General features: G+C 72.4%; 10 protein-coding genes. 5 read left to right on the top strand and 5 right to left on the bottom strand.

Annotated elements, in window-relative coordinates; all coding sequences use genetic code 11:
• Positions 1 to 221: 221 nt before the first annotated feature.
• Complete coding sequence (locus ACFVFR_RS17720; protein ID WP_383702496.1) at positions 222 to 2,087, bottom strand: ABC transporter ATP-binding protein; 1,866 nt, start codon at positions 2,085 to 2,087, stop codon at positions 222 to 224.
• 112 nt (positions 2,088 to 2,199) lie between these two features.
• Here ACFVFR_RS17720 and ACFVFR_RS17715 point away from each other — a divergent pair, with 112 nt between their 5' ends.
• Together ACFVFR_RS17715 and ACFVFR_RS17710 are read left to right on the top strand one after the other, a co-directional pair.
• Positions 2,200 to 2,652: a MarR family winged helix-turn-helix transcriptional regulator gene (locus ACFVFR_RS17715; protein ID WP_383702494.1), complete on the top strand. Its 453-nt coding sequence runs from the start codon at positions 2,200 to 2,202 to the stop codon at positions 2,650 to 2,652.
• A 263-nt stretch (positions 2,653 to 2,915) separates the two neighbouring features.
• The gene (locus ACFVFR_RS17710) at positions 2,916 to 4,373 is read left to right on the top strand and encodes a Gfo/Idh/MocA family protein (protein ID WP_383702492.1); all 1,458 of its coding nucleotides are present in this window, start codon (positions 2,916 to 2,918) and stop codon (positions 4,371 to 4,373) included.
• Positions 4,374 to 4,445: 72 nt separating this feature from the next.
• Here ACFVFR_RS17710 and ACFVFR_RS17705 read toward each other — a convergent pair whose 3' ends face one another.
• Positions 4,446 to 5,177, bottom strand: a complete 732-nt coding sequence (locus ACFVFR_RS17705) for a L,D-transpeptidase family protein (protein WP_383702490.1) — start codon at positions 5,175 to 5,177, stop codon at positions 4,446 to 4,448.
• 193 nt (positions 5,178 to 5,370) lie between these two features.
• On the opposite strand from ACFVFR_RS17705, the gene ACFVFR_RS17700 reads away from it, so the two are divergent.
• The 3 genes from ACFVFR_RS17700 to ACFVFR_RS17690 all read left to right on the top strand — a co-directional run bounded on the left by ACFVFR_RS17700 (position 5,371) and on the right by ACFVFR_RS17690 (position 9,666).
• A complete protein-coding gene (locus ACFVFR_RS17700) occupies positions 5,371 to 7,314 on the top strand; it encodes an ABC transporter transmembrane domain-containing protein (protein WP_383702488.1) in 1,944 nt (647 codons plus the stop codon).
• Positions 7,311 to 9,092, top strand: coding sequence for an ABC transporter ATP-binding protein (locus tag ACFVFR_RS17695; RefSeq protein WP_383702486.1), 1,782 nt, complete (start codon positions 7,311 to 7,313; stop codon positions 9,090 to 9,092). The genes ACFVFR_RS17700 and ACFVFR_RS17695 overlap by 4 nt, the downstream gene beginning before the upstream one ends.
• Before the next feature lie 427 nt (positions 9,093 to 9,519).
• The gene (locus ACFVFR_RS17690; protein WP_383702484.1) at positions 9,520 to 9,666 is read left to right on the top strand and encodes a hypothetical protein; all 147 of its coding nucleotides are present in this window, start codon (positions 9,520 to 9,522) and stop codon (positions 9,664 to 9,666) included.
• 12 nt (positions 9,667 to 9,678) lie between these two features.
• Here ACFVFR_RS17690 and ACFVFR_RS17685 read toward each other — a convergent pair whose 3' ends face one another.
• The 3 genes from ACFVFR_RS17685 to ACFVFR_RS17675 all read right to left on the bottom strand — a co-directional run bounded on the left by ACFVFR_RS17685 (position 9,679) and on the right by ACFVFR_RS17675 (position 12,998).
• The gene (locus ACFVFR_RS17685) at positions 9,679 to 10,911 is read right to left on the bottom strand and encodes an MFS transporter (RefSeq protein ID WP_383702482.1); all 1,233 of its coding nucleotides are present in this window, start codon (positions 10,909 to 10,911) and stop codon (positions 9,679 to 9,681) included.
• A gap of 99 nt (positions 10,912 to 11,010) precedes the next feature.
• Complete coding sequence (locus ACFVFR_RS17680; RefSeq protein WP_383702480.1) at positions 11,011 to 11,268, bottom strand: ArsR/SmtB family transcription factor; 258 nt, start codon at positions 11,266 to 11,268, stop codon at positions 11,011 to 11,013.
• Positions 11,269 to 12,206: 938 nt separating this feature from the next.
• Complete coding sequence (locus tag ACFVFR_RS17675; RefSeq protein ID WP_383702478.1) at positions 12,207 to 12,998, bottom strand: metal-dependent hydrolase; 792 nt, start codon at positions 12,996 to 12,998, stop codon at positions 12,207 to 12,209.
• Positions 12,999 to 13,083: the final 85 nt, after the last annotated feature.

Below are 13,083 nucleotides of genomic sequence, written 5' to 3'. Positions count from 1 at the left end.
CCGTGCTCGATCGGCCCACGCCCCGGCCGTGCGCGCCGTCCGACCGGTCCACGGTCCGGCGCGAGAGAGCGGCACCCGCGTCCCGTCCGTACTCGATCGGCGCACGCCCCGGCCGTGCGCGCCGTCCGACCGGTCCACGGTCCGGCGCGCGAGGACGACCGGTCGAAGGGGCTGGAACGGCACCGACCCGTGGCCGGGGCGCGGTGTCTCGGCCCCGCGCCTCAACCGGTCGGTATCGCCTCCGCCGCTGTGGTGCTTCCGCGTACCAGCGTGGCGTACCGGCCCGCTTTCAGCAGCAGTTCCTCGTGTGTGCCGCGCTCGACGATGTCACCGCCGTCCAGGACGACGATCTGGTCGGCCTCGCGCACCGTGGACAGTCGGTGCGCGATGGTGATGGTGGTGCGGTTGGCCGCCAGGGCGTCGATGGCCCGCTGTACGGCGTGCTCGGTGCGGGTGTCCAACGCGCTGGTGGCCTCGTCGAGGATCAGTATCGGTGGGTCGCGCAGGATCGTCCGCGCTATGGCCAACCGCTGTTTCTCCCCTCCCGAGAAGCGGTACCCGCGCTCGCCGACGAGCGTGTCGTAGCCGTCGGGCAGGGCGGCGATGTACTCGTGGATCTGCGCGGCCTCGGCCGCCGCTCGCATCTGCGCGTCGGTCGCGTCGGGCTTGGCGAACCGCAGGTTGTCCGCCACGGACGCGTGGAAGAGGTACGTCTCCTGGGAGACCACGCCCACCGCGTCGGCGAGCGTGTCGAAGCCGAGGTCCCGTACGTCCACGCCGTCGATGAGCACCCGTCCACCGGTCACGTCGTACAGGCGCGGCACCAGGTAGCTGAGGGTGCTCTTGCCCGATCCCGTGGGTCCCACCACGGCCAGGCTGCCACCGGCGGGCACCGCGAGGTCGATGTTCCGCAGCGTGGGCCTCACGCGGCCGGGGCCGGTGGTGGGAGCGGGGCCGGCCGGCGTCTTGGGGTCGGCCGCGGCGTCGGGCTCGTAGGCGAAGCTCACGCCCTCGAAGCGCACGTCCCCACGGACCGTGTCCAGGCGCACCGGCTTCGCCGGCTCGGCGATACCCACCGGCAGGTCCAGGTACTCGAAGATGCGGTGGAAGAGGGCGAGCGAGGTCTGCATCTGCACACCCGTAGACAGCAGGCTCACCGTGGGCCGGAACAGTCCCTGTTGGAGCGAGACGAAGGCCACCAGGGTGCCGATGGTCACGCTCGGGCCGTCGCCCTGGAGCGTCATGCCGGCCGTCCAGTAGATGATCGCGGGCATGGCCGCCATGACGATGCCGATGGTCGCCATCCGCCAGCGACCGGCCATGCTGGAGCGCACCTCCAGGTCGACCAACCGCTCGGACTCCCGGGTGAAGTCCGCGGTGAGCGAGTCCGCCCGCCCCATGGTGCGGCCCAGCAGAATGCCGCTGACCGACAGCGACTCGGTGACCAGCGCGGCCATCGCCGCCATCTGCTTCTGCCGCTGCGAGGTGATCCGCTTGCGCTCCCGGCCGACCCGGCGGCTGATCCAGACGAAGACCGGGAGCAGGCACAGCGAGACGGCCGTCAGGCGCCAGTCCAGTGCCAGCATGGCCACGATGCTGGCTATCACGCTGGTCAGGTTCGAGACCAGGGACGTGGCCGTGGAGGTGACGGTGGCCTGCATGCCGCCGATGTCGTTGGCGATGCGCGACTGGACCTCGCCGGTACGCGTGCGGGTGAAGAACGCCAGCGGCATGCGCTGGAGCCGGTCGTAGACCGCGGTGCGCAGGTCGTGCATGACCCGCTGACCGACCGTGGTGGAGATCAGGGTCTGCAGGACGCCGAAGACGCTGTTGACGACGGCGGCGATGATCATGCCGCACACCAGCAGGGTCAGCAGCCCCGAGCGCCCCTGGGGGATGGCGGTGTCGAGCACCTCGCGCAGCATGAACGGCGAGGCCACCGTGACCAGCGAGGAAGCGGCCACGAGCAGCCCGACCAGGGCGAGGCGGCCTCGGTAGGGGTGGAAGAGGCGCAGGATGCGACGCACCTGCGCCGGCTCGTCGCGGTCGGCGACGGGTGGCTCCCACCGTGGTTCGTGATCGCGCATGGACTCCTTCCGGGTACGCGGAGGTCCGCGGGACCGTCCGGTCGTGAGACTTGCCGAGCATAGCTCATTGTTACCTAAGCTCACAATGAACCTGGTCCTGTACGCTTTCGGCATGCCCGCCCCCGATGCCTCCGGTCATCTCGCCGAGCAGTTGCTGCGCCTCACGCGTCGTCTGCACCGCGCGCAGAAGCGCTATCTGGAGCCCCTGGGCATCACACCGGCCCAGGCCCGGCTGCTGCGCACCGTGGCGCAGTACGACGCCGAGCCGCCGCGGATGGCCGATCTGGCCGCCCGGCTGGAGGTCGTCCCGCGCGCGGTGACCACGCTGGTGGACGCCCTGGAGGCGAGCGGTGTGGTGCGTCGCGTCAGCGATCCCTCGAACCGGCGGGTGATACGCGTCGAGCTGACGGACGCCGGCCGGGCGACGCTCCGCGCGCTGCGCCACGCCCGCCGCTCCGCGGCCGAGGACATCCTGGAACCGCTGACCGCGCGCGAACGCGAGCTGCTCGGCGGCCTGCTGGACACGCTCGCGGGCAGTCCGTACGGCCGCGCCGGCGACCTCTAGGACATCGGGCGGCCGGCGGGCGGACCGTCAGGGCGCTCCCCCGGTCGGTGCCGGTGAGCGCACCTCGCGCGCGGCAAGACGTTGTCGGGCGGGGCGAGGGAGCGGCGGGGCCCGCGCGCGGACCCGAGCGTTTCCCGCGGACCGGGCCCGTTTCCGGTCCACGCTCGGGAGCCGCGTTCCGCCTCTTGTGCCGCGAGCCCCCCACCCAGCAGGGTCTGACGCGACGTAGCACGCCACGCGCCATCAGCTTTCCAGGAGGCTCGATGAACGAGGCAACACCGCACGGGCACGGCACGACCGACGACCCGTCGAGCGGCGACTCCCCCGCCCCCAGCCGACGCTCCGTCCTGTGGACCGCCGGAGCCGCCGGGCTCGGCATCGGCGGCGCCCTCGGCACCCAGCACGCGACGGCGGCGCCCACCCGGTCGGCGCCCCGTGGCGAGCCCGCCGAGGCGGCGACGTCCGCCCGGCGGCCCGCGACCATGATCGGGGTGCCGTTCGAAAGACGTGGCACCGTGCGGATCGGCATCATCGGTCTGGGCCAGCGCGGCGGCGGCATGATCGATCTGTTCCTCGCGCTCCCCGGCGTGCGTGTGGTCGCGCTGTGCGACGTGGTCCGCGACAAGGCCGAGCGGGCCGCCCGCAAGGTCACGGCGGCCGGGCAGCCGGCACCGGCGCTCTACACCAAGGACGAGGAGGACTACGAACGGCTGTGCCAGCGCTCCGACCTCGACTTCGTCTACGTCGCCACGCCTTGGGAGAACCACTTCCCGATGGCCAGGACGGCCATGCTCCAGGGCAAACACGTCGGCGTGGAGTGCCCCGTCGCCATGGAGCTGCCCCAGCTGTGGGAGCTGGTCGACGTCTCCGAGCGCACGCGGCGCCACTGCATGCAACTGGAGAACTGCGCGTACGGCCGGAACGAGATGCGGGTCTTGCGCATGGCGCACGCGGGTCTCTTCGGCGACTTGCTGCACGGCGCCGGCGCGTACCTCCACGACCTGCGCTCACTGATGTTCTCGCCCACTTCCTACGAGGGGCCCTGGCGCAGGCTGTGGCACACCCGGCTGCGCGGTGACCTCTACCCCAACCACGGGTTCGCCCCCGTCGCCAACTACATGGACGTCAACCGGGGTGATCGAGCCGTCCGCGTCACGACGTTCGGCTCGCCCTCCCTCGGGCTGGCCGCCTACCGCGCGGAACACATGCCGCCGGGCGACCCGAGTTGGAAGGAGTCGTACATCGAGAGCGACATGTCGATCAGTCTCATTCAGACAGCCAAAGGCCGTGTCATTCGGCTGGAACACAACGTGTCCAACCCACACCCCTACAGCCGCGTGAACATCCTCGGCGGGACCAAGGGCGTCTTCGAGGACTATCCGGCGCGCATCTATCTGGAACCGGACAGGAACGACGACCAGTGGGGTGACTTCGCGACCTACGCGGACTGGGACCACTGGCTGTGGAAGGAACATGCCAACCCGCCGGGTGGGCACGGCGGCATGGACTACATCATGCTGTTCCGCCTGGTCCAGAGCATGCGGCTGGGCCTCGTCCCGGACTTCGACGTCTACGACGCGGCCACCTGGACCGCACCGCTGCCGCTGAGCCACGCCTCGATCAGGGCCAACGGCGCCCCGCAGGACATCCCCGACTTCACCCGCGGGCTGTGGAGGAAGCCGCGCGCGGGCATCGATTCACCCAAGCCCGTCGACGGCTGACCTCGGCCGCCCGAGCCTGACGGACGCCCGGTCCGCGGCCCGCCCCCGCTGCTCGCGGGTCGCGCGCCGGGCTCAGGCGGCCAACTGCCGCCTGTCCCCCATCACCACGACCGGGTGCTGTGCCGGATCGAGCGTCCTGAGCAGGTACGCCATGCCTGTCTTGGGCAGGCTCACACATCCTGACGTGCCACTTCCGTGGTCGAGATGGAGCCAGATACTGCCACCCTTGCGGGTGCCCTGCGGGCGCGTCGGGTCCAGTGGTGACGTACCCCTGACGCGGTTGTAGTCGATCGCCACCACGTAGTCGAAGTCGTGCCAGTGGGTCTTCGGCCAGTAGCGCGGGGCGGCGAAGGCCGCGGAGTGGTGGTAGGGCAGGTCGGTGCCGGGCGCGGGCAGCACGCCACCCGCGTCGCCGAGGGTGAAGACGCCGACCGGGCTGCGCTTGTCGTTCTCGTGGTGGTGGGTCGTCCACCCCCGTCGCCCGTTGTGCGCGGGCCACGAGCGGTCCCGCCGCCAGCGGTCGCCGTCCTTGGTGTAGAGCACGACGGTGGACTTGGCCGAGTGGGCGCTCCTGCCGTACACGACCACGGCCTGTCGCGTCGCGGCGGGGATCCTCGCCGCCAGTTTCTCCCCCACGCGCGGGATGCCGCGCCGGTCCGAGTCCGGTGGCCGCTTCGAGGTCGCGGGCCCGGTATCTTCGCCCGGATTTCTCGCGTCGCCGCCCGCACCGCCATCACAACCGGCCAACAGACCGGTGACCAGCACGGCTATCCCCAACACCCGCAGTACGCCCGTCCTTCGCATGCCGTCCATGGTCGCACCCGTGTGGGCCGCCGCCCGGCGTGCCCGCGACACCCCCGGCGGGCGGCGGCGTGACCGGCGGAAACCAGTCGCGGTGGGCGGAAAACCAGTTGAAGCGGCCCCGCCGGGGAGGCGAACCTTTCACGTCCTCACCCACCCCTCGCCGTCCGCCCCTCCGTCGCTAGCCCGGGATGTCATGCAGCTTCGAGACTTGCCCTTCTCCGATCCCGGCCACCCCGACACACGCTCGGGACCGCACCTCCTGATCTGGCTCGGCAGGCGGCAGTGGGGTCAGCAGGTGGCAGCGGCCCTGTGGGGCTCGCTGCACATGGCGGCGCTGGCCTGCCTGCCGCTGGCACTCGGCCTGGGCGTACAGGCCGTGGTGGATCGCTCGGGCGGGCGACTGGCGCTGGCCGGCGGACTGTTGCTGCTGCTCGGCGTGCTCGCCGCGACCGGCGACACGATGCTGCACCGCGCGGCCGTCACCAACTGGATCACCTCGGCCACCCGGCTCCAGCAGCTCCTGGCCCGCAAGGCCGTCGAGCTCGGCTCGACCCTGACCCGACGGGTGGCGGCGGGCGAGGCGGTGGCGGTGTCCACCGGGGACGTGGACAAGATCAGTTGGTTCGTCGAGGCCGTGTCCCGGTTCACGGCGGCCCTGGTGACCACGGTGGCGGTGTGCGTGGGTCTGGTCATCTACCAGCCCGCGCTCGGGCTGGTGGTCTCGATCGGCATCCCGCTGCTCACCCTCGGCGTGCTGCCCCTGCTGCCGCGCGCCACACGGCGGGCCGACGCCCAGCGGGAGAAGGCCGGTCGGGCCACGGAGCTGGCCGCCGACACGGTGGCCGGCCTGCGTGTGCTGCGTGGCATCGGCGGCGAGGAACTCTTCCTCGACCGCTACCGCGCCGCGTCCCAGGAGGTCAGATCGGCGGCCGTGCGCAGCGCCCGGATGTGGGCCGTCATCGCCGCCGTGCAGGTGGCGCTGCCGGGACTGCTGCTGATCGCCGTGGTCTGGTCCGGGGTGGCGCTGGTACGCGACGGCCGGCTCGCCGTCGGGGAGCTGGTCACGGTCTACGGGGCGGTCACCTTCCTGCTGCTGCCGCTGCGCAACTTCGAGGAGATCGCCATGGCGTACTCCTTCTGCCGGCCGTCCGCCCAGCGGGCCGCCCGCCTGCTGGCCCTGCGCCGCTCCTCCGCCGAGCCGACGCCGACCACCTCGGCGGCGCCGCTCGCTCAGCCCGCCGATCCCATGGCCGGGCCGGCGCCCGACGGTGACCTGTACGACCCGGTGACGGGCCTGCTGGCGCCGGCCGGCCAACTGACGCTGGTGGTGTGCGGCGACCCGGACGCGGCGGGGCGCCTGGCCGACCGGCTCGGCGGACACGCGTCCGACCCCTCGGCCACCGCCTCGGACACCCCGGAGGGCGCCGGCCTCGTCCCGGAGTCCGACGGTGTCCGCGCGGAGGGCGGTGCGCCCGCCGCCACGCCGTCGGCGCCCCACACCCGCTCCGTACGCCTGGGCGACGTCGCACTGGACGCTCTGCCGCTGGAGGCCGCCCGGGCCGCCGTCCTCGTCCAGGACAAGGACCCGGTGCTCCTGTCCGGCACCCTCGACGAGCTCTTCGACATCCCCACCTCCGGCGCGGTCACCGTCCAGCGGGGGTTGGCCGCCGCGCAGTGCGGCGACGTCCTGGCCGCGCTGGCACAGGCGAAGGGCGACGGCTCGGGAACCGCCGAGGGGGCGACGATCACCGAGCGTGGGCGCTCGCTCTCCGGCGGGCAGCGCCAACGACTGGCCCTGGCCAGGTCCCTGGTGGCCGACCCTGGGGTGTTGGTGCTCGACGAGCCGACGTCCGCCGTCGACTCGCACACCGAGGCCCGGATCGCCGACGGGCTGCGCGAGCTGCGGAGAGGGCGTACGACGATCGTCTTCGCCTCCAGCCCCCTGCTGCTCGACCGGGCCGACCGGGTGGTGTTCGTCCCCGACGGCGTGGTGACGGCCGTGGGCACCCATCGCGCGTTGCTGCGCCGCGAGCCCGCGTACCGCGCCGTGGTGACGCGGGAGACCGACGAGGAGTTGACGGCGACCGGACCGGCCGGCTCCGCCCACCAGACCAGCGACGTCGAGGAGTCGGCATGATCGGCCTCAGGCCCCCCGAGTACGACCCGGCCGCCCCCGAGTCCGCCACCACCCTGCCGGTCGGGTCGCCGGCGACCGTGCGCGGTTACGTCCGCGAGCTGCTGCGCCGCAACCGGCGCGCCTTCGTCCTGCTCATCCTGGTGAACACGGCCGCCGTGCTGGCCTCGATGGTCGGGCCCTATCTGCTCGGTGGGGTCGTGGAGGACCTGGCGGCCGGGCGCGAGGACATCGCGCTCGGCCGCACTGTGGCGCTGTTCGCGCTGGCCCTGGCCGTGCAGACCGCCTTCGTGCACCAGGTGCGGCTGCGCGGGGCCATGCTGGGCGAGCGGATGCTGGCCGACCTTCGCGAGGACTTCCTGGTCCGCTCGGTACGGCTGCCGCCGGGTGTGCTGGAGCGGGCCGGCACGGGTGACCTGCTGTCGCGGATCACGACCGACATCGACCGGCTGGCCGACGCCATGCGCGAGGCGGTCCCCCAGCTGGCCATCGGCGTGGTGTGGGCCGGGCTGCTGCTCGGTGCGATCACCGTGACGGCGCCACCCCTGGGGCTGGCCGTCCTCGTGGCGCTGCCGGTGCTGTGGGTCGGCTGTCGTTGGTACTTCCGCCGGGCGCCGAGTGCCTACCGTTCGGAGGCGGCCGGGAACGCGGCCGTCGCCGCCACGCTGGCCGAGATGGTCGACGCGGGTCGCACGATCGAGACCCACCGCCTCGGCGACCGACGGGTGGCTCTGTCCGACCGGCGTATCGCCGAGTGGGTGCGCTGGGAGCGGTACACCCTGTGGCTGCGCACGGTGCTCTTCCCCGTGGTGAGCGCCTCTCACGTGCTGATCCTGGCGGCGGTGTTGATGCTGGGTGGCGCCTTCGTCCTGCAGGGCTGGTTGACGGTGGGGCAGTTGACCACGGGGGCGCTGCTGGCGCAGCTGCTCGGCGACCCGGTGAGCCTCGTTCTGCGCTGGTACGACGAGTTGCAGGTCGCCCAGGTGTCGCTGGCCCGGCTGGTGGGCGTACGGGAGATCGGGACACCCGACACCGACGAGGCGGTGACCCCCAAGGGTCGGGCGGTGCGGGCGAAGGAGGTGCGGTTCGGCTACCGGGCCGGCGCCGACGTGCTGCACGACGTGACGCTCGCGGTGCCCTCGGGCACGCGGGTGGCCCTGGTGGGACCGTCCGGGGCGGGCAAGTCCACCCTGGGGCGACTGCTCGCCGGGATCTACGCGCCCCGGCTGGGCGAGGTGACCCTCGGCGGGGCCGAGCTGGCGCGGATGCCCACCGAACGGGTGCGCCGGCAGGTGGCCCTGGTCAACCAGGAACACCACGTGTTCGTCGGCTCCCTGCGGGACAACCTGCTGCTGGCCCGGACCACGGCCAAGGACCCGGAGCTGTGGGCGGCGCTGTCGGCCGTGGACGCCGACGGGTGGGTCCGGGCGCTGACGGGCGGCCTGGACACCGAGGTCGGCTCGGGGGCCCTGACGCTGACGCCGGCCCAGGCCCAGCAGATCGCGCTGGCCCGGCTGGTGCTCGCCGATCCGCACACGTTGGTGCTCGACGAGGCGACCTCGCTGCTCGACCCCCGCGCGGCGCGCCATCTGGAGCGCTCGTTGGCGCAGGTCCTTGAGGGGCGCACCGTGGTGGCCATCGCGCACCGGCTGCACACCGCGCACGACGCCGACGTCATCGCCGTGGTCGAGGACGGTCGGATCAGCGAACTCGGTGGCCATGACGAACTGGTGGCGGCCGACGGCACGTACGCCGCGCTGTGGCGCTCCTGGCACCAGTAGGACCGAGAGCCGGCCCGTCACGGCGACACACCCAGGCCGTGCCCCGAGGCCACGGCGCTGGCCGAACCGTCGCGCGTAGGCGGTCGCGGCGCCGGCCCGCGTCTCGCGGCCACCGTTCTACCGCTGCGGGCCGCTGGTCGACGACACCGGCGGCCGGCGCGACCCGCGCCGGCCGCACCGCCTCGACGTGTGCCGCTGGCCGTCACACGACCCCGCCGAGGCCATGGACCCTGGCCACGCGCCATGGCCAGCCCCCGGCTCTGAATCCCCCGTGTGGTTGCGGCGATGCCGAATCCGGCGCGTGACCGGCCCGTTCGTCCGGTACGCGCTTGATCCCGAGTGGTGAGGTGTTCGGCTCCGTACCGGCGCGCCAGGGCACACGCGATCTCCACGACGGCCCGATATCTCCTCCGGGATCTTCGTCCGCGTGAACGCCCCACCTCGGGGCGGGGAGTGCGCCGCGCGCGACACCGTCCCTCTCGCCATGACACCCGTGCTCGTCGTCGCGCCGCGGGCCGCCGCCGCCGGCGCGGGCGGGCTGGCCTGGCTGGGAGCGGTCGTGGGTGGGTTCTGAGCTGGGTCGCTCTCAGCCGGCCTGGGTCGTTGACGCCTGGGCCGACGGCGCCGCCGGTGTGGGCCTTCCTTCCGCGACCCGCTTCGAGGCCCTGGGGTCACGCTTGTCCAGCGTCACGCGCAGCAGCACGAGCGTCAGGGCCGTGAGCGCGAGGCCGGCTCCGACCCACGGCAGCGAGCGGGTGTTCCAGGAGGTCAGCGCCCAGCCGCCGACCGTCGTGCCCACGGTGATGCCCAGGTTGGAGAAGGAGACGAACAGGCTGTTGCCGAACTCGGGCGCGTGCTCCGTGTCCCGCCCGAGCCAGGCCTGACACACGATGAGGCCACCGGAGTGCACCGCCGCCCATACCAGGACGACCGCGACCATGGGAGCGAGGTGCTCGCCGAGGAGGAACACCAGCGCGTAGACCACGACGCACAGGATGGGAAGCAGGAGGGTCGTGCGGTGGACCCCTGTGCGGAGGAGCGCGGCGAAGACGAAGTTACCGCCGATCATGACGATGCCGAACACCGTCAGCATCGCGCTGATCCATGCGGCGTTCATCCCGGTCACGTCGGCGAGGTACTCGGCGACGTAGCCGTACACCGAGAACAGTGCCGCGAAGACGAAGACGATGGACAGCAACGTCAGCCAGGTGCGGCTGTCCCGCAGTACGCCCAGCTGGGCCCCGTAGGACAGGCGTCCGTCAGCGGGCATCGTGGGCAGGAACCGCGCGACGCACACGAGGCCGAGCAGGTTGACGGCCGCGCCGAACCAGAAGGCGGTCTGCAGGGAGAAGTGGTCAGCGAGGTAGGACGTGAGCGGCACGCCGAAGGCGAAGCCGACGGTGACGCCGGCGAAGACACGGGCGGTCGCGCGGGCGGCGTCCGCTGCCTTCGCGAGGCGCACGGCGGTGGCCAGGGCGACCGAGAAGAAGACCGGGTGCACCAGGGCGGGGATGATCCGGAAGGCCAGCATCACCTCGAAGTGCGTGGTGAGCGCGTAGACGGCGTTCGAGACGGCGAAGACACCCATGGTCGCGGCCAGCACGGTCCGCCGGTTGACGCGAGAGGCCGCGAGCGTCATGAAGGGGCCGGCGAGGGCCACGACGAGGGCGAAGGACCCGACGAGCAGGCCCGCGGTCGAGGTGCTGACCCCCAACCTGTCGGCGGTCTGCGGCAGCACACCGACGATGCCCATCTCGGTCGTGATGATGCTGAACACACCCAAAGCGAGCGACAGAACAGCCAGCGAGTTTCTTCTCATGCTCGTCTTCCCCGGTGGGAGGCCGGGCCACCCACCTACGTATAGCGATTTCTAGATACATCTGAACGCGATCCAGCACGTGGGACCGTGGCCGGCGGATCAGAGTTCGTCGCGGACCTGCTCGACGAACGCCCTGATCGCGCGCTCGTCGCGCCGGTAGTACGTCCACTTGCCGATCCGCTCGGACTCCAGCAGGCCAGCTTCCTTGAGCGTCTGCAGGTAGCCGGAGACGACGGACTGACTGAGTCCGGAGCGGGCCTGGATCTCACCGACACAGACCCCGATATGGAACCCCAGACCTCGCTCGCGGTAGACGGCTTCGTCGAAGTACCGCGCCGGATCCTTCAACCACCGCATGAACCGCAGGCGCGCCGGATTGGCCAGCGCCTTGTGGACCAGCAGGGGGTCTACGGTGCGGGTCGGGCGGCTCATGGAGTCCTCTCAGGCTCGACGCGACTCATCTACTTTTTCCGATACGTGGGACAGTGTCACATGCCGCGCCCTCGCTCGCCACGGCCGGGCCGCTCCTCCTGGTCCGACAACAGGGGCAGGCCGACGGTGGGGGCCACGACCAGGGCTGTGGCCCTGGCGTGGCGGGAGCACCCTGGACGGCGAACGCGGCCCTTCCCTGCGACGACGGCCATCCCTCCGGCGGCCGTGGTGCGGGCGCGATCGCCTCCTCACCCGCGCACGCGGTCGCGCTGACGGGACCTGGCCACCGACCCACCGACCACCCGCCCAGCGACCCACCAGCCCGCCGGCTCCGAACGGCGCTCGCCGTGGGATGGCCCGCGGCGCACCAGACCCGTCCAGTCGGGACCAGGTTCATCACGGAGTGCCGGGGGTCCCGGCGCGGCGGGCACGTTCCCGAACCGTGCATGCCTTGTCGGCGACCCTGCCCGCGCGGGCGGAACGGAGGCCACGGCTCGGCGGGCTCCCGGGGCACGGCCTGCCGGCATCGAGCTCGCCGCGCCCCGGGGGGAACAGGCGGCTTCGCGGCGCCCCGCGGGAGAGCGTGCCGTCACGGCGATGACGCCCGACGCGCTCCCCGCCCGGTGAGCGGGAACGAGGTCGGGCGACGCCGTACACGAAGCGCCCACGTCAACGCGCGGTCCGGCCCACGTCGTCCGCCACCCCCACCCACCTGACGACGGTGACGGGTGCGGCTACCGACGTGAGGGAGGCGCCGCGCCGGGACGTTCACAGCTGGGCCGAGGGCGGCCCCCGCTCGTCCTCGCGGGCGGCCGGCGGGCGCGTCCGACCGTGGAAGCGCACCGCCGCCGGTCCGCACCGGGCTACAGGAAGCCCAGTGCTCCCAGGCCGCCCACGCCGCCCAGCAGCATGAAGACAGGCATCAGCACCTTGATCTCCACCCAGCTTCCGGCACGGAACCGCAGAGCCTTGGGCGGGCCGAGCGGGTACCACCGCTTGCGGCCGATGGGTATGGGCCACAGGATCGGGCAGCCGGAGACCGTCAGCGCGTCCCCGATGTCGTGGACCAGCGCGCCGAGCACGATCGGCAACCCCAGCCACAGGTACTCCTGGCCGTCGCCGGTGAACAGCCAGTCCGATCCGTTGCCGGGCTTGTTGAGTATCTCGGCCAGGATCCACGCGCTGGTGGCCCCCAGGAGCCAGACCAGCACGTCGCTGGAGACCCGGGCCATGCGCCACAGCAGGCCCTCGACGGCGAGCACCATGTGAACGAAGAGCAGGCCCAGCACGGCCCAGCGGCCTCCGGTGACGGCGAGCGCCGAGGCGCCGCCACCGATCAGCACCGCCCATGCCCACGTATGGGTGAGCGTGCGGTGCCCGCCCGTACGCCGAGGGTCGCCCGCCTTGCGAGTGGCCTGGTAGACGGCGTGCGAGAGGCTGTCTATCACCTCGCACAGGGCCCGCGAGAGAGGCCCGAAGGCGCGGGATATCGTCGCGGACTTGTGGTCGAGGTCCGGGGCGAGCGCGGCACCGGCACAGATCAGCGCGCCGACGACGAGCACCGGCCAGGGCATGGGGTGCCCGGCGGCCCCGGCTGCCGCTCCCACCCCCAGCCAGGCCGCCGCTCCGGACAGCGAATGCGCCGGTCCCATCATCGTCGTTCCCCACCCCTGTTCGCGCCCGCTCCTTGGCGGGTGGTGTGCTCATCGGCCCGGCACAGCCTAACCACGAACGATCTTC

Source organism: Streptomyces sp. NPDC057702 (assembly GCF_042799315.1).
Lineage (GTDB): Bacteria > Actinomycetota > Actinomycetes > Streptomycetales > Streptomycetaceae > Streptomyces.
Note: the sequence above shows the minus strand (reverse complement) of the source record. Positions and strands in the feature narration are given on the sequence as shown.